The following is a 22,189-nucleotide window of genomic DNA, read 5'->3' on the forward strand; positions in this document are numbered from 1 at the left end:
CCGTATTTCTCAGATTTTAGACCATAAGAAAAGACCAGAGGATTCTGGTCTTTTGCTTACTCTTCTGCCCGGAAGAAGGCTTTGTAAAGTGCTCGAACGGCTTGCTTTTCGTGTTCTGTTTGTGTAACGAACATGACAGATACTTCGCTTGATCCTTGAGAAATCATTTCCAAGTTAATGTGTTTATCGGAGAGAGCTTTGGTTGCTGTTGCTGTGACACCAATATGGTTTTTCATATCTTCACCTACAATCATGATGATTGAAAGATTGTGTTCAATATAGACTTCATCTACGCCAAGTTCATGAGTTAAGTATGAAGTGATTTCTTGTTCTTTGATTGGTGTAAGTTCACGTTCGCGAACGATGACTGACATGTCATCGATACCTGTTGGGATGTGTTCCCAACGTATATTTAGGTCTTCAAGAATTTGAAGGACTTTGCGACCAAATCCGACTTCGCGGTTCATGAGGTATTTAGACAAGTTGATACTTGCAAATTCGTCATCAGCTGCGATACCAATAACAGGTACAGTTGGTCCACTGTGTTTTAGTGTGATTCGAGTTCCTGGGTGTTCAGGGTTGTTGGTGTTTTTGATAACGAGAGGAATTTTGCCGCGGTAAGCAGGAATAAGTGCTTCGTCGTGGAGCACTGAAAATCCAGCATAAGCAAGTTCACGCATTTCACGGTATGTTAATTCTTGGATTGTGTGAGGTTTGTGAACCACTCCTGGGTGAGCTGCAAAGATACCATCGACATCAGTAAAGTTTTCGTACAAGTCTGCTTTAACACCTGCTGCAACGATAGAACCTGAAATATCTGAACCCCCACGTGAGAATGTACAGATTTGACCATCAACTGTTACACCAAAGAAACCTGGGATAACAAGGATTTCCTCCGAATCACGTAATTCTTCGAGTTTATCGTAGCTTGATGGAAGAATACGAGCATTTCCTGGTTCACTTGAAACAATGATACCTGCTTCTTTAGGGTGAACATAGCGTGCATTGAGGCCGTTTTTACGGAAAAATTCTGCTACAAGTTTTGCGTTGTTATCTTCACCAGCTGCAAGAAATGTGTCATATAGGAATTCGTTACATTCAATAGGAAGTGTCGCAAGATTTGTAATCGCACCTGCAATTTTGCTCATAATTGATGAACTGAGTCCAAGCTCATCTGCAATGGCTTGGTAACGGTTAATAATCCATTCTTGTGCAGCAGTGACATCATCATCTGAGGTGTAGTTCTTGTAATACTTAATAAGAGCATCGGTTACCTTAGTATCTTCTGAGTTACGTTTTCCGGGTGCTGATACAACAACAAAACGTCGTTCGTTATCAGATTTCACAATATTCAAAACTTTTTTTAGTTGTTCAGCCGAAGCCAGTGAACTACCACCAAATTTGATTACTTTCATGACCTTCTCCACTTTTCTAAAATTCGTATACAATTATAGCAAAATTCTGAAAACTTGTCAGTAGTTTTTCAAATAAAAAGATAGTATAATAGAGGAATGGAAAAATTTAAAGCAATTATTTTTGATATGGATGGTGTTTTATTCGATACTGAGACGTTTTATTATCGCCGTCGCGAGAAGTTTTTGGCTGACAAAGGGATCAGTATAAAGCACTTACCACCTAGTTTCTTTATCGGCGGTAATATGAAACAAATCTGGCGAGACATTTTGCGTGATGATTTGGACAAATGGGATACTGATCAGCTGCAAAAAGAGTATTCTATTTACAAAAAAACGCATCCGCTTCCATACAAAGACTTGATTTTTGAAGATACTTTTAAAGTGGTTAAAGGACTTTTTGAAAGAGGGTACCGTTTAGGGCTAGCTTCTAGCTCAACTAAACATGATATTTTGAAAGCTCTTGAGGAAACTCAGTTGTTAGCATATTTTTCAGTGATTTTATCAGGTGAGGAATTTGAAAAGGGAAAACCACATCCTGCGATTTATCAAGAAGCACGAAAACAACTTGGCTTTAACAATGACGAAACGCTAGTTATTGAAGATAGTGAAAAAGGTATTCAGGCTGGTGTCTCTGCCGATTTAGAGGTTTGGGCGATTGAAGATCAGTTATTTGATATGAACCAAAGTAAGGCAAGTCGTCTGGTGAACAATCTAACACAAGTTATTGAAGAATTAAGCAAATAATGATGTCAAAGTAGGATTACTCCTACTTTTTTATTATAATAGTTTGATATTTCAAATATTAAAAAGTCAAACTAAATTACTTAAAATGCCATTTTTCTCTTGATTTATCAATGAATAATGTGCTAAAATAGCTGGTGCTAAATAGTTAAATTATCAAACTATTTTTATCACATCTGATGGAGGTAGGTAGATGTCTTTCGATAATGTGATTTATGAAAAGGGAGAAGTCGCAACTTTGACCTTGAATCGCCCAGATATTTCGAATGGTTTTAATATTCCAACTTGTCAAGAAATTCTTGAGGTTTTAGACTTAGTGAAAACAGATGATTCTGTGAAAATTTTGGTCATTCAAGCAGTTGGTAAAGTTTTTTCAATTGGTGGGGACGTGGCTGAGATGCAACGTGCGGTTGAATCTGATAACGTCGAATCGCTAGTTGAAATTGCAAGTTTAGTTAATAAAATTTCCTTTGCCATGAAAAAATTACCAAAACCAGTGATTATGAGCGTAGATGGTGCGGTTGCTGGTGCAGCAGCAAATATGGCTGTTGCGGCGGATTTTGTGGTCGCAAGTGAAAAAGCCAAATTTATTCAAGCCTTTGTTGGTGTTGGTCTTGCTCCAGATGCTGGAGGACTTTTCTTGATGAGTCGCGCTATCGGAACAACACGTGCGGTTCAGTTAGCTATGACAGGTGAAGGGGTAAATGCAGAAAAAGCCTTTGAATATGGCATTGTTTATCGTCTTTGTGAATCTGAAAAACTAGAAAGAACGACAAATCAGTTAACGAAACGTCTGCTTCGCGGTTCAATTAATTCATACCGTGCCATTAAGGAAATGTCTTGGAAAGCCCAATATGAAGGCTGGGAAGACTATACAAAACTTGAATTGCAACTTCAAGAAGAATTAGCTTTTAAGGAAGATTTCAAAGAAGGTGTTCGTGCTTTTGCTGAAAAACGCCGTCCGAAATTTTCAGGAAAGTAATGTAAATAATAGTTTGATTTTTAAATTATTTTTCCAGTTTGACCCGAAATACCTTGCAAAATATTTTGATGTTTGATATAATTTGATTGTCAAAGTTTATTTAGGAGGTGAAATCTTGGATTATAATAGAATTAATGAATATTTGGTTGATATTTTTAATCGTGTTCAGGTTATCGAAGAGACTAGTTTGCGAACAAGTCAATTCAACGATGTTTCATTAAAGGAAATGCATACCATTGAGATTATTGGTAAGAATTCTAATGTGACTCCAAGTGATATTGCACGTGAGTTGATGTTGACCCTCGGTACAATAACCACTAGTTTAAATAAGCTTGAGGCAAAAGGTTATATTGAAAGACGACGTTCGAAATTGGACCGTCGTGTGGTTCATTTAACTTTGACAAAAAAAGGAAGATTATTAGATAGGCTTCATCATAAATTCCACAAAAATATGGTTTCTCATATTGCGGAAGACATGAATGAAGAAGAACTAGAAGCTCTTTTGAGAGGGCTTAAAAATCTTCACCAGTTTCTTGAGGAGTTAATGTAATAATGGTATTTGCAAGAATTGCTCAGGCAGCAGCCTATGCCCCTGAACAAGTGATTACAAACGATGATTTGTCTGAAATCATGGACACCAGCGATGAATGGATTTCATCACGTACGGGAATTAGAAGACGACATATCACTCGAGATGAAACAACTAGTGATTTAGGGACGCAAGTTGCCAAGAAACTACTTTCAAAAGCTGGTTTATCAGCTGTGGATATTGATTTCATCATTGTTGCAACAATTACCCCTGATAGTCTGATGCCGGCAACAGCAGCTCGTATTCAAGGAAATATCGGTGCTGTAAATGCTTTTGCCATGGATGTGACAGCAGCATGTAGTGGCTTTGTGTTTGCTCTTTCGACTGCGGATAAATTTATTCAATCGGGTATCTATAAGCGCGGTATCGTCATTGGTGCTGAAACATTGTCAAAAACACTGGACTGGTCTGACCGAAGCACTTCAGTTTTATTTGGTGATGGTGCTGGTGGTGTTTTGCTTGAAGCAACAGAAACAAAACATTTCCTAGCAGAATCATTAAATACTGATGGAAGTCGTGGTCTTAGCTTGACATCAGCCAAAGTTGGCTTGTCTTCGCCATTTTCTGAAAAAGAAGAGGATGATAAGTTCTTGAAAATGGATGGTAGGGCTATCTTTGATTTTGCAATCAGAGATGTGGCTAAGAGTATCAAGACTCTTATTGATGCTTCTGAAGTTTCAGTTGAAGATCTTGACTATTTGCTTTTGCATCAGGCTAATATTCGCATTTTGGACAAAATGGCACGAAAAATGTCTATTGACCGAGATAAGTTTTTGGCAAATATGATGGAATATGGTAATACCAGTGCGGCGAGTATTCCAATTCTCTTATCAGAATCAGTGGATAAGGGACTTATAAAATTAGATGGTTCTCAGACAATTCTTCTATCAGGATTTGGTGGAGGTTTGACATGGGGAAGTCTAATTGTTAAAATCTAGTTACAAACTTGTGCATTATAGCATGAGATATTATATATATTTATTAAGGAGAAATTAATCATGGCAGTATTTGAAAAAGTACAAGAAATTATCGTTGAAGAACTTGGTAAAGAAGCAGAAGAAGTTAAATTGGAAACTACTTTCGATGAACTTGATGCTGATTCACTTGATGTTTTCCAAGTAATCTCAGAAATCGAAGATGCATTTGATATTCAAATCGAAACTGAAGAAGGTCTTAACACTGTAGGTGACTTGGTTGCTTACGTTGAAGAAAAAACAAAATAATGACATGGATGGAGTTGGAATTAAAAACTAACTCCACTATATATTTAGTAGAAAGGGCTGTGGGATAGGTTGCTAGTAAGCGAAAACTTATCTTACTCCCTCTCTTCTTATTATGATAGTTTGACTATCAAATTATTGTTTGGTAAAGACTAAGAAGGTTTAACATGAAAACACGTATTACAGAATTATTAAATATCAAATATCCAATTTTTCAAGGAGGTATGGCTTGGGTTGCTGATGGTGACTTGGCTGGTGCCGTTTCAAACGCTGGTGGTTTAGGTATTATCGGTGGTGGTAATGCCCCTAAAGAAGTTGTTAAAGCAAATATTGATAAGGTTAAACAAATTACTGATAAACCTTTTGGTGTGAATATTATGCTTTTGTCACCATTTGTTGATGACATTGTTGACCTTGTGATTGAAGAAGGGGTCAAAGTTGTCACAACTGGTGCTGGTAATCCAGGTAAATACATGGAACGTTTTCACGAAGCAGGTATCACTGTCATTCCAGTTGTTCCTAGTGTTGCGCTTGCAAAACGTATGGAAAAACTTGGTGCAGATGCGGTTATCGCTGAAGGTATGGAAGCTGGTGGCCATATTGGTAAATTAACAACAATGACTCTTGTGCGTCAAGTTGTTGATGCGGTTAGTATTCCAGTTATTGGTGCTGGTGGTGTCGGTGATGGACGTGGTGCAGCAGCTGTCTTTATGCTTGGTGCTGAAGCCGTTCAAGTGGGAACTCGCTTTGCTGTTGCCAAAGAATCTAATGCTCACCAAAACTTCAAAGACAAAATTTTAAAATCAAAAGATATTGATACGGTTATTTCTGCGTCTGTCGTTGGACATCCAGTACGTGCCGTTAAAAATAAATTGACAACATCATATGCTCACGCAGAGAAAGACTTCTTGGCAGGTCGTAAGACAAAAGAAGACATCGAAGTATTGGGAGCAGGTGCTTTGCGTAATGCTGTTGTCGATGGTGATGTTGTGACTGGTTCAGTCATGGCAGGTCAAATCGCAGGTTTGATTCGTAAAGAAGAAACATGTGAAGAAATCTTAAAAGATCTCTACTATGGAGCTCAAAAAGTTATCTTAGAAGAAGCTAAACGTTGGGCTGACATTGAGAAAGATTAAAATTTCTATTTAAATAAAAAATCAAATTCCGTTTGGGAGGATTTAATGACGAAAATTGCCTTTTTATTTGCTGGTCAAGGGGCTCAAAAACTTGGAATGGCAAGTGATTTATACGAAAAATATCCTATTGTAAGGGAGACTTTTGATCAAGCTAGTTCTATTCTTGGCTATAATCTTCGTGATTTAATTGATAAGGAAGAGGATAAATTAAATCAAACACGCTATACACAGCCAGCTATTTTGACAACTTCTGTTGCGATTTATCGTTTATTGCAAGAGAAGGGCTTTAAAGCAGATATGGTTGCAGGGCTTTCACTTGGTGAATATTCAGCCTTGGTAGCTTCAGGAGCTTTAAACTTTGAAGATGCTGTTGCTTTGGTGGCAAAACGTGGAGAATTTATGGAAACTGCAGCTCCAGCTGGAACTGGGAAAATGGTTGCTGTCATGAATACAGAAGCGTCTCTTATTGAAGAGATTTGTCAAAAAGCTTCTATTAAGGGTGTAGTGACACCAGCTAACTATAACACACCAGCACAGATTGTGATTGGTGGTGAGACTGAAGCTGTGAATTATGCTGTGGAATTACTTAAGCAAGGCGGTGTGAAACGCCTGATTCCTTTGAAAGTTTCAGGACCTTTCCACACTGCTTTGTTGGCACCAGCTAGCAAACGTTTATCAGAAGTACTTGATAAAGTGACTTTTTCTGATTTTGAAATTCCTTTGATTGGAAATACAGAAGCTAAAGTCATGCAGTACGGCGATATCAAAGCTTTACTTGCTAGACAAGTGAAAGAACCAGTTCGTTTTTATGATTCTATCGAGACTATGCGTAAGCTTGGCATGACAGAAGTTATTGAAATTGGTCCAGGTAAAGTTTTGAGTGGCTTCCTTCGTAAAATTGATAGAAGTATTCCAACAGCAAGTGTTGAAGACGAAGCAAGCTTAAGTGTTTTGCTAGAAAAATAGGAGATAGTCATGGATATCAAAAATAAGAATGTTTTTGTAACTGGGTCAACCCGCGGAATTGGTTTAGCTATTGCCCACCGTTTTGCAAGCCTAGGGGCTAATGTGGTGCTTAACGGTCGTTCAGAAATTTCAGCAGAATTGATTAATAGTTTTAAAGATTATCAAGTGAAAGTTATTGTCATTTCTGGTGATGTGTCACAATTTGATGATGCTAAACGCATGGTTGATGAAGCTATCGCGAAACTTGGTTCTGTTGATATTTTGGTTAACAATGCTGGTATCACAAATGATAAATTGATGTTGAAAATGACTGAAGCTGATTTTGAATCAGTGCTTAAAGTGAATTTGACAGGTGCTTTCAACATGACGCAATCAGTCTTGAAACCGATGACGAGAGCGCGTCAGGGTGCTATCATTAATTTGTCTAGCGTTGTTGGTTTGACAGGAAATGTAGGTCAAGCAAACTATGCAGCTTCAAAAGCTGGTTTGATTGGTTTTACAAAATCAGTTGCGCGTGAAGTCGCAGCACGTGGAGTTCGCGTCAATGCCATTGCTCCTGGATTTATCGAGTCAGATATGACAGATGCGATTCCTGAAAAAATGCAAGAAGCTATTCTGGCTGGTATTCCAATGAAACGTATCGGTAAAGCTGAAGAAGTGGCAACAGTAGCAAGCTTCTTAGCTGAGCAAGAATACTTGACTGGACAAGTCATTGCAATTGATGGTGGTATGGCAATGTAAACTATTGTTTGCTTTGCTGTAATAGTTTAAAATTAGAAGTATAATTTCTCTTAAAAGGAGACAAAAATGACATTAAATAGAGTTGTAGTAACAGGTTATGGTTTAACATCACCTATCGGAAATACTCCAGAAGAATTCTGGAATAATCTTCATGACGGTAAAATTGGTATCGGACCAATTACTAAATTTGATAATTCTGAAATCCCAGTTCATAATGCTGGGGAAATCCATGATTTTCCTTTTGATAAATATTTTGTTCGTAAAGATAAAAACCGCATGGATCAATATTCACTTTATGCGATTTATGCGACTTTAGAAGCTCTTGAAAATGCAAAACTTGATATGGATACAGTTGATCGTGACCGTACTGGTGTTATCGTATCATCTGGTATCGGTGGTTTGCAAGAAATGCAAGAGCAAATCATTCGTATGCACGAAAAAGGTATCAAACGTATTCAACCAATGTTCATCCCTAAAGCTTTGTCAAATATGGCTGCTGGTAACATTGCTCTTCGTATTGGTGCGCGTGGTGTATGTAAATCAATCACAACTGCTTGTGCCTCATCTAACGATGCTATCGGTGAAGCATTCCGTGAAATCAAATTCGGCTACCATGATGTGATTCTTGCTGGTGGTGCTGAATCTACAATTAATGAAATTGGTATCGGTGGTTTCAATGCTTTGACTGCCCTTTCTACAACAGAAGACCCAGCTCGCTCTGCTATTCCATTTGATAAAGATCGCAATGGTTTTGTTATGGGTGAAGGTGCTGGTGTGCTTGTTCTTGAAAGTCTTGAACACGCTCAAAAACGTGGTGCAACAATTCTTGCTGAAGTTGTTGGTTATGGTAGTAACTGTGATGCTTACCACCAAACAACACCAACTCCTGATGGTTCAGGTGCTGCAAAAGCTATTGAATTGGCTATCAAAGAAGCTGGCATTTCACCAGAAGATGTTGACTATGTTAACGCACATGGTACATCAACTCAAGCTAATGAAAAAGGTGAAAGCAAAGCTATCGTCACTGTCCTTGGTAAAGATGTTCCAGTATCTTCAACAAAATCATTCACAGGACACCTTCTTGGTGCTGCTGGTGCTGTTGAAGCTGTCGCAACTATCGAAGCTATTCGCCATAACTACATTCCAATGACTGCTGGTACTCGTGAATTGTCAGAAGATATCGAAGCAAATGTAGTTTACGGACAAGGTCAAGAAGCAGAATTAGAATATGCCATTTCAAATACATTCGGATTTGGCGGACACAATGCTGTTCTAGCATTTAAACGTTGGGAGGCTTAAGCGTGAATATTTCTGAAGTGAAGGACTTGATGGCTCAATTTGACCAGTCAAGTCTACGTGAATTCTCATTTAAAACAGGTGAGTCTGAATTAACATTTAGTAAAAATGAATACACTGCGCCTGTAGCACCAGTTGCTGAAGCAGCACCTGTTTCAGCAACTGGTGAAGTGGCTGCGGCACAAGCACCACAAGCAGCAGCACCTGCTGAGGCCGAAGTAGCAGCCAATACTGATATTTTTGCTGAAGGTGAAGAAGTACCAAGCCCACTTGTTGGGGTAGCTTACCTTGCACCAGCTCCAGATAAACCAGCCTTTGTATCAGTTGGTGATGCTGTTAAAAAAGGTCAAACTTTGTTAATCATTGAAGCTATGAAGGTCATGAATGAAATTCCAGCTCCAAAAGATGGTATTGTGACAGAAGTGATGGTAAATAACGATGACGTTGTTGAATTTGGACAAGGATTGGTACGTATTAAATGATTGATATTAAACAAATTCGTGAAGCTCTACCACACCGTTACCCAATGCTTTTGGTTGACCGTGTGCTTGAAGTGAGTGATGATGAAATTGTTGCTGTTAAAAATGTGACAATCAATGAACCATTTTTCAATGGTCACTTTCCAGAATACCCTGTTATGCCAGGGGTTCTCATCATGGAAGCTCTTGCTCAAACAGCAGGTGTTTTAGAACTTTCAAAAGAAGAAAATAAAGGGAAATTGGTCTTTTATGCCGGAATGGATAAAGTACGTTTCAAAAAACAAGTTGTTCCAGGTGACCAATTGATTATGACAGCGAAATTTGTCAAACGCCGTGGTACGATTGCTGTGGTTGAGGCAAAAGCAGAAGTTGATGGGGAATTAGCAGCTTCTGGCACATTGACGTTTGCTATTGGTAGTTAAGAAATAGTAGTTTAACGTAAACTGTGACAAAAAAAGAATTTTGACTGGAATGCTAATACATTCCAAATAGGAGGAAAAAGCAGACGTATGTTTAAAAAAATATTAATTGCCAATCGTGGAGAAATTGCGGTGCGTATTATTCGTGCGGCACGTGAATTGGGAATCAATACGGTAGCTGTCTATTCTGAAGCTGATAAAAATTCTTTGCATACGATTTTGGCTGATGAAGCAATTTGTATCGGTCCAGCTCGTTCGACAGACTCTTATCTTAATATGAATGCCGTCTTGTCAGCTGCTGTTGTAACAGGTGCTGAAGCGATTCACCCTGGATTTGGTTTTTTGAGTGAAAACTCAAAATTCGCAACCATGTGTGAAGAAATGCATATCAAGTTTATAGGACCAAGTGCTGAAATCATGGACAAAATGGGTGATAAAATTAATGCCCGTGCTGAAATGATTGCAGCTAATGTCCCGGTTATTCCTGGATCAGACGGTGAAGTATTTACAGCTGAGCAAGCTTTAGAAGTTGCTGAGAAACTTGGCTACCCAGTGATGCTTAAAGCTTCAGCTGGTGGCGGCGGTAAAGGAATTCGTAAAGTTGAATCAGCCCAAGACCTTGTACCAGCTTTTGAATCAGCTTCTCAAGAAGCTTTGGCAGCGTTTGGTAATGGTGCTATGTACATTGAAAAAGTGGTTTACCCGGCTCGCCATATCGAAGTTCAAATCTTAGGGGATTCTTACGGTAATGTGGTTCACCTTGGTGAACGTGATTGTTCGCTTCAACGCAATAACCAAAAAGTACTTGAAGAAAGCCCATCAATTGCTATCGGTAAAACTCTTCGCGGTAAGATTGGTGATGCTGCTGTACGCGCAGCCAAAGCTGTTGGTTATGAAAATGCAGGTACGATTGAATTCTTGCTTGATGAAAAGACATCACAATTCTATTTCATGGAAATGAATACACGTGTTCAAGTTGAGCACCCTGTAACAGAATTCGTCACTGGTGTTGATATTGTCAAAGAACAAATTCGTATTGCAGCAGGACAAGAATTGTCTGTGACACAAGACGACATTAAAATCACAGGTCATGCTATCGAATGTCGTATCAATGCTGAAAATCCGAAATTTAACTTTGCACCAAGTCCTGGTAAAATTACAGATTTGTATTTGCCAAGTGGTGGTGTTGGATTGCGTGTAGACTCTGCTGTTTATAATGGCTATACGATTCCACCATATTATGATAGTATGATTGCTAAAATCATTGTACATGGTGAAAATCGTTTTGATGCTTTGATGAAAATGCAACGTGCCCTTTATGAATTGGAAATTGAAGGTGTGACAACAAACGTCGAATTCCAAATGGATTTGATTTGTGATGAGCATGTGATTGCAGGGGATTATGATACTTCATTCTTGATGGAGACATTCTTACCAAACTACAATAAGGAAAATGATTAGGAGATTTCATGGCTTTATTTAGTAAAAAAGATAAGTACATCCGAATTACTCCCAATAGCTCTATTAAACAATCGGAACCTCGTGAAGTTCCTGAGGTTCCTGATGAATTGTTTGCCAAGTGTCCAGCTTGTAAGCACATGATTTATCAAAAAGACTTAGGGGTTGCAAAGATTTGTCCAGCTTGTTCTTATAACTTCCGTATTTCTGCTAAAGAACGTTTGGCGATTACAGTAGATGAAGGAAGCTTTGAAGAACTCTTTACTGGGCTTGAAATAAGTGACCCACTTAAGTTTCCTGGCTATCAGGAAAAATTAGCTAAAATGCGTGAAAAAACTGGTCTTGAAGAGGCTGTCATGACTGGTAAAGCTTTGATTAAGGGAGAAAAAGTAGCACTTGCTATCATGGACTCTAACTTTATCATGGCTTCCATGGGAACAGTTGTCGGCGAAAAAATCACGCGTTTATTTGAAATGGCGACTGCTGAAAAACTACCTGTTGTTATTTTTACAGCATCAGGAGGTGCTCGTATGCAAGAAGGTATTATGAGTTTGATGCAAATGGCGAAAATTTCAGCTGCTGTTAAACGTCACTCTGAAGCTGGTTTATTCTATTTGACAATCTTGACTGACCCTACAACAGGAGGGGTGACAGCAAGCTTTGCCATGGAAGGTGACATTATCCTAGCAGAACCGCAAGCTTTGGTTGGTTTTGCCGGTCGTCGTGTTATTGAGACAACAGTGCGCGAAAATTTACCTGAAGATTTCCAAAGAGCAGAGTTTCTTTTGGAACACGGTTTTGTGGATGCCATTGTTAAACGTACAGAAATGCCAGACACAATTGCTAAATTAGTTGCGTTTCATGGAGGTGCCAAATGAGTAGCGACGTATCAAGAATTTTGAAAGAAGCGCGTGATCAAGGGCGTTTGACAACCTTGGAATATGCTAATTTGATTTTTGATGACTTTATGGAACTTCATGGAGATCGTCATTTTGCTGATGATGGAGCAATCGTTGGGGGAATTGCTCGACTTGCCAGTCGTCCTGTGACGGTTATTGGTATTCAAAAAGGGAAAAATTTACAGGAGAATCTAAAACGCAATTTTGGTCAACCGAATCCAGAAGGTTACCGCAAGGCGCTTCGCTTGATGAAACAAGCCGAGAAATTTGGTCGTCCTGTCGTTACTTTTATCAATACTGCTGGAGCTTATCCAGGTGTTGGTGCTGAAGAACGCGGGCAAGGTGAAGCAATCGCGCGTAACCTGCTTGAAATGAGCAATCTTAAGGTGCCGATTATTGCTATTATCATTGGAGAAGGTGGCTCTGGTGGTGCTTTAGCGCTCGCTGTAGCTGATAAGGTTTGGATGCTTGAACACAGCATGTATGCGATTTTGAGCCCAGAAGGCTTTGCCTCAATCCTTTGGAAAGATGGTTCACGTGCAACCGAAGCAGCAGAACTGATGAAAATAACAGCTGGAGAACTTTATAATATGGGAGTTATCGATAAAGTGATTCCAGAACATGGTTATTTCTCAAGCGAAATCGTTGAGATGATTAAGACAAATCTTATTTCTGAACTAGAGGAGCTTAGCCAACTTCCTTTGGAACAATTACTTGAAAATCGTTATCAACGCTTTAGAAAATTTTAAAAATTCCGCATTGTACTAGCCTCAAGTCATAGAAATCATTTTCTTGATTTTGAGGATGGTTCAAAGGGGATTTTTTCTTATACAAAAACACCTGCTAATCAAGTGATTAGTAGGTGTTTTAGGTTTATTATTTAGGTGAGATAACTTCAGCTCCACCCATGTACGGACGAAGTACCTCTGGAATTGTTACAGAACCATCTTCGTTTTGGTAGTTTTCAAGGATAGCAGCAACTGTACGTCCAACTGCAAGACCTGAACCGTTAAGAGTGTGAAGAAGTTTAACTTTACCATCAGCTTCGTCACGGTAACGGATTTGTGCACGACGTGCTTGGAAGTCTTCAGTATTTGAACAGCTTGAGATTTCACGGTAAGTGTTTTGAGCTGGAATCCAAACTTCTAGGTCGTAAGTTTTAGCAGCTGAGAATCCCATGTCTCCAGTACATAGTGTGATAACGCGGTATGGCAAACCAAGTTTTTGAAGAATGTTTTCAGCGTTAGCAACCATTTTTTCCAATTCATCGTATGAAGTTTCTGGTTTAGAGAATTTAACCATTTCAACTTTGTGGAATTGGTGAAGACGAATCAAACCACGTGTGTCACGACCAGCTGAACCAGCTTCTGAACGGAATGATGGGCTCATCGCTGTGAAGTAAACTGGAAGTTCTTTACCATCAAGGATTTCACCACGGTAGTAGTTTGTAAGTGGGACTTCAGCAGTTGGGATAAGAACATAGTCAGAATTAGCCAATTCAAATGTGTCTTCTTTGAATTTTGGATATTGACCAGTACCAAACATAGAGTCATGGTTTACCATGTATGGAGGAATAACTTCTGTGTAGCCTTCTTTAGCGTGTTCATCCAACATGAAGTTGTAGATAGCGCGTTCTAGGCGAGCTCCAAGACCTTTATAGAATAGGAAACGAGAACCAGTAACTTTTGCACCACGTTCCCAGTCAAGGATGTCAAGATCTTCACCAAGATCCCAGTGAGCTTTGATATCAAAGTCAAATTCACGAGGTGTTCCCCAACGACGAACTTCAACGTTTTCGTCTTCGTCAGCACCGACAGGAACATCAGCAGCTGGGATGTTTGGAAGTGTTGCTGTGAATTCAGATAATTTTTCATCGATTTCAGCTAGTTCAGCGTCAGTAGCTTTGATGTCTGCTGACAATTTTTGCATTGCAGCGATTTGTTCAGAAGCGTCTTCTTTGTTGCGTTTTGCTTGAGCGATAGCTGCAGAAGCAGTGTTACGTTCAGCTTTAGCTGATTCAGATTTAACAAGCAATTCACGACGTTTGTCGTCAAGTTCTTTAAGTTCAGCAAGTTTTTCAGCAGCAACGCCACGTGTAGCCAATTTTTTAGCGACTTCGTCGAAATCGTTACGAATACGTTTGATGTCTAACATAAGTTTCCTCCAGTTTTTTTAGTGCTCATAGGGGTTAGCTGTGCCCAGATGAACAAAAAACACAGCATGTTAACTGCTGGAGCGCAATCGCGCGGTTCCATCCAGCTTCACATCCTGTGCACTTAATTTCTATTCTTAATTGATATAACGGTAGAATTTCAGACCTGTCGCTCTATCTGCTCACAGCAACCGCAGACTTTCTGAAAGAGCTCCACTCTTACTTATCCGTACTATTTATTATACTAGATTTATTTCTTTTTGACAAATATTGTTAGTTTTTTCATAAGGACTTGAACAAGTGTAAGCATACGAACAACTTTATCATTTCCAATATGTTGGCGAGCCACTTTTAAGATTTTTCCTGAGTCTTTTGAGGCAAAAAGAAATTTTCCTTTATCTGTAAAGACTTCAAAGTGACGGCTGACTTTGTTACGAGAAACGTTAGCGCCGTATTTTTTCGATGTTTTCCCAAGGAATTTGGATATAATCCTCGACGTTAGCGTTGCTATAAAATTCAAGACCTTTATTACCGAGAAGGAATTTCCCTACTTTTCCCCCCATGCCAAGATAAGAAACACCAGTAGTCGTTAATTCCACGGTAGAGTTAAGTGATTGTGCCATGTAATCTCCTCTGAATTAGCTTTTACTCTATTATAACATAATAAAAAAAGAAGGACCGAAATCCTTCCTTTCTTTTATTACATGATTCCGAAGAAACGAGCGGCGATACCAACGATGAACAATCCGATGATGATTGTGATTGGAGAAACTTTTTTCTTAAGCAACCACATGCAAAGGAATGTAAGGGCAAGTCCCATCAAACCAGGAATCAATGAGTTCAATTGACCTTGAAGTGTATTAGCTTTTTCTGGTGAAAGGCTAAGTCCATCAGCCACTTTACCAAGAATACCTTGAAGTTCAGTACCAGTTACGTTTCCTTTAGGAAATTCGATGTAAGCACCTTCTGACAGTTTAGTTGAAGGAAGATTAACAGTGAATCTAATTGATACCCAACGTTCAACCAAGACAGCCAAGATGAACATACCAAGGATTGAAGCACCTTTAGTGATTTTTTGGATGATACCACCTGAAAGGTCTTTAGTGATTTCAGAACCAGCTTTGTAACCAAGTTCTTGAGTGTACCACAAGAATGCCATACGGATGATGTTCCATCCGAAGAAGAATAGAAGTGGACCAACGATGTTACCTGCCATAGCAAGTGAAGCACCAAGAGCACCAAGGATAGGACGAACTGTAAACCAGAAGACTGGGTCACCAACACCAGCAAGAGGTCCCATCATACCAATTTTAACCCCTTGGATAGCTGTGTCATCAATTTCAGCACCATTTGCGCGTTCTTCTTCAAGTGCAAGAGTTACACCGATGATTGGAGCAGCAACGTATGGGTGAGTGTTGAAGAATTCCAAGTGACGTTCAAGAGCAGCAGCTCGGTCTTCTTTAGATGTATAAAGTTTTTTGATAGCAGGGATCAAAGCGTATGCCCAACCTAAGTTTTGCATACGTTCGTAGTTCCAAGAACCTTGTAGGAAAGTAGAACGCCACCAAACTTTTTGACGATCAGATTTTGATAATTGAAGTTTTTCAGCCATGTTTGTACCCCTTTCTAGTAGTCTTCCAAGATGTCGCCGATTGGGTCACCAGAACCTGAAACAGTTCCACCACCGTTTCCACCTTTCGCTGAAAGGTTAAGGTAGATGAAGGCAAGAGCAACACCAATTGTACCAAGGGCGATAAGAGTAAGGTCAGAGATAGCAGCAACGGCAAAACCGATTGCGAAGAAAGGCCATACTTCGCTTGTAGCCATCATGTTGATAACCATAGCGTAACCTACGGCAACAACCATACCACCACCGACAGCCATACCACCTGACAACCAGTCTGGCATAGCGTTAAGGATAGATTGTACTGCTGAAGTTGGTACTGCAAGAAGAAGAGCAGCAGGAACAGCAATACGAAGACCTTGAAGGAATAGAGCTACCAAGTGAGTACGTTCAACTGCAGCGATGTTACCTTCTTTAGCAGCAGCATCAGCACTGTGAACAAGGGCAACAGAAGCAGTACGAACAAGCATAGTAAGGAAAAGACCTGCAACAGCAAGAGGGATAGCTGTTGCTGTTGCAACGGCGATACCTTTAGAAGTGAAGTCTCCACCTTTAACCATGATGATAGCAGCGGCTATAGAAGCAAGGGCAGCATCTGGCGCAACAGCGGCACCAATGTTAGCCCAACCAAGAGCGATCATTTGTAGAGAACCGCCAAGGATGATACCTGCTTCAAGGTTACCAGTAACAAGACCGATAAGTGTGCAGGCAACTAGTGGTTGGTGGAATTGGAATTCGTCAAGGATACCTTCAAGACCAGCGAAGAAGGCAACTACAACGACTAAAATCATAGAAATAACTGACATTATTCTAGTTCCTTTCGTTTATAAAAGTTTTCAATGTGCAATTGTAAGCCAGAAACCAAGGCTTACGTGTTTTGGATAAAAACAGGAAAGTTTGATTCAAAAATTATTGAACGTTTGCTTTTTTGATTAGATCAAACAAGTCTTTTTTAGAATCATTAGGGACTTTACGAACATCGAATGTTACGCCAAGGTCACGTAATTTTTCAAATGTAGCAACGTCATCTTTGTCCATTGACAATACGTTGTTAACCATTGTTTTACCTGTTGAGTGAGCCATTGAACCAACGTTAAGTTCTTTAATTGGCACACCGCCTTCGATAGCTTCAAGAGCATCTTGAGGTGTTTCAAACAAGATAAGTGCGTGTGTGTTACCAAAACGAGGGTCTTTAGAAACTTCAATCAATTTCTTGATTGGAACTACGTTTGCTTTAACACCGTTTGGTGCTGCTTGTTTGATCAAGCCTTTACGCAATTCATCTTTAGATACAGTGTCTGATGCAACGATGATACGATCAGCTTTAGAAGCTGGTGTCCAGTTTGTTGCAACTTGTCCGTGAAGAAGACGTGTGTCAATACGAGCGAGGTTGATTTTAAGTTTACCATCACCGATGACAGTTCCTTCAGGGATAGCACCTTGAGGATCAGCTTGTGCGGCAGGCGCTGCAGCAGCTGTTTCAGCTGGGTTGAGTTCTTCAGGAAGTGCTTTAATACCGTCTTTAGACTCTTTAATGATATTTGCGGCAACTTGTTCAACACCTGCATTTGCGTCCATCATACGCTCAGTGTAGGCTTGGATAAGCATTGGCAAATTAAGACCTGTAATGATAGCCATCTTGCGGTCTGGATTTTCACCCATTACGCGACTAGCTTGGTTAAATGGAGAACCACTCCAAAGGTCAGCTAGTACGAGGATTTCATCATCAGCATCAAATTGTGCGATAGCATCGTTGAAGTGTGCATATAAATCATCAGGTCCTTCGCTTGGCATGAAAGTTACAACTTGAACTTTCTCTTGGTCACCAAAGATCATAGAACCTGATTGATGAATACCTTCAGCAAATTTACCATGGCTGGCAATAATAATACCGATACCCATTCTTGTTCTTCCTCCTTATTATTATTTTTCGTTGAAACAAAAAAGAATAATCTCCTTCCGGACAAGTCCGGCAATTCTTTTCCGTTCCAAGGAAATTTTAAGAACGATATTATTGTAAAACGTTTTCACAAAAAATGCAATAGCTTTTTGAGAAAAAATAACAGAAATCATGAAAAATTTTCAGAAACTCACAAAATAAAGCGATTAAATTGTATAAAACACAAAATAACGTTCGGATAATGCGCTATGATTATTGTAAAATTCATGAAAATGTTTTGAAAACGATGAAAAAAAGAAAAAACTTCCTAAAAAGAAGTTTTTCAGAAATTTATAGAAAAATTTTCGCCAATTCTTTCGCAACACCGTCTTCTTCGTTGGTGAAGTCTGTTTGTTTGTCAGCAAATGGTAGGAGTACGTTGCTAGCATTTTTCATGGCGTAGCCTGTACCGGCGAAGGTCAACATTTCGGTATCGTTGTGTTCATCACCAAAGGCAATCAAGTCTTCTCGGCCCATATTTAGAGTTTTTAGTAAGTAATTGAGAGCATAAGCTTTGTTGATGCCCTTAGGTGAGAATTCTAAGATATTAAGCGGTCCTCCCCATGAATCAATTTCGATTTCGTGGTTGAAGTATTTGCGCATTTCATCGGCAAGAGCATATTTGTCTTCGTGATGAGTTTGCATCAAAAGACCATTTGGATTTTCGGTAATTTTTGTTACATCCAGTGTCATTTTATTGGTGATTTTATCGACACCAAAAAGTTGTGGATTGATGATGTCGTGATTATCGGCACTGATGAAGAATTTTTTACGGTATTCACTAGCGATAAAGTCTGCTTGGATACTTTTTTTGATGTCTAGGACATCAAGCAGGTATTGTTTATCGATAGTGACGCTGTGTTCAAAGTCCCATTTTTTTTCGGGAAGGTGTGTCAAGGAACCGTTAAAGGTAATCATGGGTGTCTCAAGTTGTAAGCGACGGTAGTGCTCAAGAGCCATACGGTATGGGCGACCTGTCGCAATAACGACCTTGTGACCTTTTTCTTGTATTTTTTTAATCGTATCAACAGTATAATCTGAGATGGTATTGTCACTGCGCAGCAGTGTACCATCCAAATCAAGAGCAATCATTTTTTTCTTTGTCATAGATGTTATTATAACAAAAAAGAGTGGCAAAGAAAAAGCAAAGTAGGTATGATATAATGGTTTTAATAAAAAATGAGGTTACGCTAATGTATAAAATTTTTTGGAGTCATGTGTTTGCTTTAGGGATTATTTTAAGCATTACTTTCTTTCATGCAGATAGCAATGGGTTGATGAATGATGTGCTATTTTCATTGTTAACAGTGGAAATGGGATTTTTCTTTTTTTATTTTAAACACACTGTTCTACGAGTGGCAGCATTTGTCTTATGGTGTTTTTTCTACCCGAATAATTTAAATGTCTTGTTCAGTGTGGCAGATAGGTCATGGGCAACATCTGTTTTATGGTCAGCTGACGGGATGACATCATTTATGATTTATTTGGCAGTGCTAGTATTTTCATTGGTTGCAGGGACACTAAGTTTGCGAATGATTTTAAAACCTTTGAAATTAAATCAGTATATTCAAGTATTCTTTGTGATGGGAGTTGCTTTCTTTGCAAGTTTACTTTTTCAGGTACTCCGAACATTAGGCATTACATGGAAGGTGATTATTAATCAACACTTAAATATCTTTGAAGAAGCGGCGAAAGCTTTATCGACGATTAACATGCCTTTTATTCTTGGGTTGATGGTCGTTCAGGTCATGATGTTTGTTGTTCTTGATAATGATTAGTAGAAAAATGGAGGCGAGTTATTCTCGTCTCCATTACTTGTTTTAAGGGGTAATTTTAAGGCTTTTTTGCTATAATAAGCCTTAAGAAAGGGGAGAAAATATGGCTAAAAAGAATGTATTGATTCATGTCTTTTTTGGAATCATTTCGTTTGGCATTTATTACTACCATTTGCGAGGTCCAGATTTGGTATGGAACATGTTTTTGGCGCTGCTAGCTCTTGATTTTTCACTTCTTTCCTACTGTACAAAGCAAAAAGTGGTGAGATGGTCAAGTGGTCTCTTATGGTTGCTTTTTTATCCGAACACCTTTTATATGCTAACCGATATTGTTCATATGAATTTTACTGATTCGGTTTTATGGAATAAAACTAGCTTGATTCTGTACATGTTGTACGTGTCTAGTATTTTATTTGGGGTTCTATGTGGCATTGAAAGTGTGAAAAACATTGTGGTGACTTTTAAGTTGAAAAATTATTATATCCGAATGTTTTTTATCCTAATTCTATCTTTTGTTTCGAGTTTTGCGATTCATATTGGACGTTATGCAAGGTTAAATTCTTGGGATATTTTCACTAGACCTGGTCTTGTTGTTGATGAAATTTTGAATGTAATTAGCTGGAATGCTATTCATTTCGTGCTTGGTTTCACTTTTTTGCAGGTTTTATGTCTTATTTTTTTAGATCGTGAAAATTTTAAATAAAGTCATTGAAAACTGAACAATATTTTGGTAGACTATATAAGTCGTTCGGAAATAGAAGAAAAAGCGACTATTATTAACCTTATTAAAGGAGAAACCATTTAAAAATGGAAAAGTTTTTTAAACTTAAAGAACATGGTACAGATGTTCGTACAGAAGTAACTGCTGGTTTAACAACATTCTTTGCAATGTCATACATATTGTTTGTTAACCCATCAATCCTTTCACAAGCTGGAATGCCTGCCCAAGGTGTGTTCCTTGCCACAATTATTGGTGCTGTCGTTGGTACATTGATGATGGCTTTCTACGCTAATCTTCCATATGCACAAGCACCAGGTATGGGGCTTAACGCCTTCTTCACATATACAGTTGTCTTTTCACTAGGTTACTCTTGGCAAGAAGCTCTTGCGATGGTCTTCATCTGCGGACTTATCTCACTTGTTATTACAGTAACTAAAGTTCGTAAATTGATTATTGAATCAATCCCAGCAGCATTGAAATCAGCTATTTCAGCTGGTATCGGTATTTTCCTTGCTTATGTCGGAATTAAAAATGCAGGTTTCTTGAAATTCTCTATTGATGCTGGTACTTATACGGTAGCTGGTACTGGAGCTGATAAAGGTCTTGCTTCAATTACAGCTAACGCATCAGCTACACCAGGATTGGTCGCTTTTAACAACCCAGGTGTTATTCTTGCATTGATTGGTCTTGCTATCTCAATCTTCTTTATCGTTAAAGGAATTCGTGGTGGTGTTATCCTTTCAATTGCTGCAACTACAGTTGTTGGTATTTTGATTGGTGTTGTTGATCTTGGTTCAGTTAACTGGGCTGCAACTAACTTGTCTGCTTCAATCAATGATTTGAAAGAAATCTTTGGTGTAGCTCTTGGTAGTCAAGGCCTTGGTTCATTATTCTCAGATGCTTCACGTATTCCAGGTGTCTTGATGGCAATTCTTGCTTTCTCATTGACAGATATCTTTGATACAATCGGTACACTTGTTGGTACTGGTGAAAAAGTTGGTATTATTGCTTCAACTGGTGAAAGCAAAGAATCTAAAGCACTTGATCGTGCACTTTATTCTGACTTACTTGGTACTACATTGGGTGCTATCGCAGGTACTTCAAACGTTACAACTTATGTTGAATCTGCTGCAGGTATTGGTGCTGGTGGTCGTACTGGTTTGACTGCTCTTACAGTTGCCGTACTATTTGCTATCTCAAGCTTCTTTAGCCCACTTGTTTCAATCGTTCCTACACAAGCAACAGCTCCAATTCTTATTATCGTTGGTGTTATGATGCTTTCAAATCTTAAAAACGTTAAATGGGACGATCTTGGCGAAGCAGTTCCAGCATTCTTCACATCAATCTTTATGGGATTCAGCTACAGCATTACTTACGGTATCGCTGCTGGATTCATCACTTACACATTAGTTAAAATTGTAAAAGGTCAAGCAAAAGAAGTTCACGCTGTTATGTGGGTTCTTGACTTCTTATTCATTCTTAATTTCGTTAGCTTGGCTATTTTATAAAATATAATTTTTGACAAAAAGCTGAAGGTATGTTCTCTCACCTTCGGCTTTTTTTGTATGGTGAAAGAGGTAGAAAACTTGTCATTAGTGAATTTAATAGCCTATTGGATAAAATCTACCGATGAAAAA

General features: G+C 38.9%; 23 protein-coding genes and 1 pseudogene. 17 read left to right on the forward strand and 7 right to left on the reverse strand.

What is annotated here, in order from left to right:
- Nucleotides 1-56: 56 nt before the first annotated feature.
- A complete protein-coding gene (locus STRINF_RS00660; RefSeq protein WP_006531074.1) occupies nucleotides 57-1,415 on the reverse strand; it encodes an aspartate kinase in 1,359 nt (452 codons plus the stop codon).
- A 96-nt stretch (nucleotides 1,416-1,511) separates the two neighbouring features.
- Here STRINF_RS00660 and STRINF_RS00665 point away from each other — a divergent pair, with 96 nt between their 5' ends.
- From STRINF_RS00665 to STRINF_RS00730, 14 genes are all read left to right on the forward strand, one after another.
- Nucleotides 1,512-2,159 carry an HAD family hydrolase gene (locus STRINF_RS00665; protein ID WP_006531075.1) on the forward strand — a complete coding sequence of 216 codons (648 nt, stop codon included), beginning with the start codon at nucleotides 1,512-1,514 and terminating at the stop codon, nucleotides 2,157-2,159.
- Nucleotides 2,160-2,349: 190 nt separating this feature from the next.
- Nucleotides 2,350-3,138, forward strand: coding sequence for an enoyl-CoA hydratase (locus STRINF_RS00670; protein WP_006531076.1), 789 nt, complete (start codon nucleotides 2,350-2,352; stop codon nucleotides 3,136-3,138).
- Between the two features lie 115 nt (nucleotides 3,139-3,253).
- Nucleotides 3,254-3,688: a fatty acid biosynthesis transcriptional regulator FabT gene (fabT, locus tag STRINF_RS00675; protein WP_014334322.1), complete on the forward strand. Its 435-nt coding sequence runs from the start codon at nucleotides 3,254-3,256 to the stop codon at nucleotides 3,686-3,688.
- A 2-nt stretch (nucleotides 3,689-3,690) separates the two neighbouring features.
- A complete protein-coding gene (locus STRINF_RS00680) occupies nucleotides 3,691-4,665 on the forward strand; it encodes a beta-ketoacyl-ACP synthase III (RefSeq protein ID WP_006531078.1) in 975 nt (324 codons plus the stop codon).
- A 60-nt stretch (nucleotides 4,666-4,725) separates the two neighbouring features.
- Nucleotides 4,726-4,950 carry an acyl carrier protein gene (locus tag STRINF_RS00685; RefSeq protein WP_006531079.1) on the forward strand — a complete coding sequence of 75 codons (225 nt, stop codon included), beginning with the start codon at nucleotides 4,726-4,728 and terminating at the stop codon, nucleotides 4,948-4,950.
- A gap of 164 nt (nucleotides 4,951-5,114) precedes the next feature.
- On the forward strand, nucleotides 5,115-6,083 hold the full coding sequence (fabK, locus tag STRINF_RS00690) for an enoyl-[acyl-carrier-protein] reductase FabK (protein WP_006531080.1): 969 nt from the start codon (nucleotides 5,115-5,117) through the stop codon (nucleotides 6,081-6,083).
- Between the two features lie 45 nt (nucleotides 6,084-6,128).
- Entirely contained in the window at nucleotides 6,129-7,049 is a 921-nt protein-coding gene (gene fabD / locus STRINF_RS00695) for an ACP S-malonyltransferase (RefSeq protein WP_006531081.1), read from the forward strand.
- Nucleotides 7,050-7,058: 9 nt separating this feature from the next.
- On the forward strand, nucleotides 7,059-7,790 hold the full coding sequence (fabG, locus tag STRINF_RS00700; RefSeq protein WP_006531082.1) for a 3-oxoacyl-[acyl-carrier-protein] reductase: 732 nt from the start codon (nucleotides 7,059-7,061) through the stop codon (nucleotides 7,788-7,790).
- A gap of 66 nt (nucleotides 7,791-7,856) precedes the next feature.
- Complete coding sequence (gene fabF / locus STRINF_RS00705; RefSeq protein WP_006531083.1) at nucleotides 7,857-9,089, forward strand: beta-ketoacyl-ACP synthase II; 1,233 nt, start codon at nucleotides 7,857-7,859, stop codon at nucleotides 9,087-9,089.
- Nucleotides 9,090-9,091: 2 nt separating this feature from the next.
- Nucleotides 9,092-9,568 carry an acetyl-CoA carboxylase biotin carboxyl carrier protein gene (gene accB, locus STRINF_RS00710; RefSeq protein WP_006531084.1) on the forward strand — a complete coding sequence of 159 codons (477 nt, stop codon included), beginning with the start codon at nucleotides 9,092-9,094 and terminating at the stop codon, nucleotides 9,566-9,568.
- Nucleotides 9,565-9,987 carry a 3-hydroxyacyl-ACP dehydratase FabZ gene (fabZ, locus tag STRINF_RS00715; RefSeq protein ID WP_006531085.1) on the forward strand — a complete coding sequence of 141 codons (423 nt, stop codon included), beginning with the start codon at nucleotides 9,565-9,567 and terminating at the stop codon, nucleotides 9,985-9,987. Before accB ends, fabZ begins: the two co-directional genes overlap by 4 nt.
- Nucleotides 9,988-10,074: 87 nt before the next feature.
- Nucleotides 10,075-11,445 carry an acetyl-CoA carboxylase biotin carboxylase subunit gene (locus tag STRINF_RS00720; protein ID WP_006531086.1) on the forward strand — a complete coding sequence of 457 codons (1,371 nt, stop codon included), beginning with the start codon at nucleotides 10,075-10,077 and terminating at the stop codon, nucleotides 11,443-11,445.
- 8 nt (nucleotides 11,446-11,453) lie between these two features.
- Complete coding sequence (gene accD / locus STRINF_RS00725; protein ID WP_006531087.1) at nucleotides 11,454-12,320, forward strand: acetyl-CoA carboxylase, carboxyltransferase subunit beta; 867 nt, start codon at nucleotides 11,454-11,456, stop codon at nucleotides 12,318-12,320.
- Complete coding sequence (locus STRINF_RS00730) at nucleotides 12,317-13,090, forward strand: acetyl-CoA carboxylase carboxyl transferase subunit alpha (protein ID WP_006531088.1); 774 nt, start codon at nucleotides 12,317-12,319, stop codon at nucleotides 13,088-13,090. Before accD ends, STRINF_RS00730 begins: the two co-directional genes overlap by 4 nt.
- Nucleotides 13,091-13,217: 127 nt before the next feature.
- Here the strand turns inward: STRINF_RS00730 and serS are convergent, their stop codons facing one another.
- From serS to STRINF_RS00760, 6 genes and pseudogenes are all read right to left on the reverse strand, one after another.
- Nucleotides 13,218-14,495 carry a serine--tRNA ligase gene (gene serS / locus STRINF_RS00735; protein ID WP_006531089.1) on the reverse strand — a complete coding sequence of 426 codons (1,278 nt, stop codon included), beginning with the start codon at nucleotides 14,493-14,495 and terminating at the stop codon, nucleotides 13,218-13,220.
- 248 nt (nucleotides 14,496-14,743) lie between these two features.
- Nucleotides 14,744-15,116: pseudogene (locus STRINF_RS00740) on the reverse strand (DUF956 family protein).
- A gap of 77 nt (nucleotides 15,117-15,193) precedes the next feature.
- Nucleotides 15,194-16,105 (reverse strand): PTS system mannose/fructose/sorbose family transporter subunit IID, encoded by a 912-nt coding sequence (locus STRINF_RS00745; RefSeq protein WP_006531092.1) that lies wholly within the window; start codon nucleotides 16,103-16,105, stop codon nucleotides 15,194-15,196.
- A 14-nt stretch (nucleotides 16,106-16,119) separates the two neighbouring features.
- Entirely contained in the window at nucleotides 16,120-16,923 is an 804-nt protein-coding gene (locus STRINF_RS00750) for a PTS mannose/fructose/sorbose transporter subunit IIC (RefSeq protein WP_014334328.1), read from the reverse strand.
- Between the two features lie 103 nt (nucleotides 16,924-17,026).
- Nucleotides 17,027-18,019 (reverse strand): PTS sugar transporter subunit IIB, encoded by a 993-nt coding sequence (locus tag STRINF_RS00755; RefSeq protein ID WP_006531094.1) that lies wholly within the window; start codon nucleotides 18,017-18,019, stop codon nucleotides 17,027-17,029.
- Nucleotides 18,020-18,347: 328 nt separating this feature from the next.
- A complete protein-coding gene (locus tag STRINF_RS00760) occupies nucleotides 18,348-19,163 on the reverse strand; it encodes a Cof-type HAD-IIB family hydrolase (protein WP_006531096.1) in 816 nt (271 codons plus the stop codon).
- Between the two features lie 86 nt (nucleotides 19,164-19,249).
- On the opposite strand from STRINF_RS00760, the gene STRINF_RS00765 reads away from it, so the two are divergent.
- The 3 genes from STRINF_RS00765 (at nucleotide 19,250) to STRINF_RS00775 (ending at nucleotide 22,060) form a co-directional block, all read left to right on the forward strand.
- On the forward strand, nucleotides 19,250-19,834 hold the full coding sequence (locus tag STRINF_RS00765) for a membrane protein (RefSeq protein WP_043878265.1): 585 nt from the start codon (nucleotides 19,250-19,252) through the stop codon (nucleotides 19,832-19,834).
- Nucleotides 19,835-19,934: 100 nt separating this feature from the next.
- Nucleotides 19,935-20,534 carry a DUF1361 domain-containing protein gene (locus STRINF_RS00770; protein ID WP_006531098.1) on the forward strand — a complete coding sequence of 200 codons (600 nt, stop codon included), beginning with the start codon at nucleotides 19,935-19,937 and terminating at the stop codon, nucleotides 20,532-20,534.
- 104 nt (nucleotides 20,535-20,638) lie between these two features.
- The gene (locus STRINF_RS00775) at nucleotides 20,639-22,060 is read left to right on the forward strand and encodes an NCS2 family permease (protein ID WP_006531099.1); all 1,422 of its coding nucleotides are present in this window, start codon (nucleotides 20,639-20,641) and stop codon (nucleotides 22,058-22,060) included.
- Nucleotides 22,061-22,189: the final 129 nt, after the last annotated feature.

The organism is Streptococcus infantarius subsp. infantarius ATCC BAA-102 (genome assembly GCF_000154985.1).
GTDB lineage: Bacteria > Bacillota > Bacilli > Lactobacillales > Streptococcaceae > Streptococcus > Streptococcus infantarius.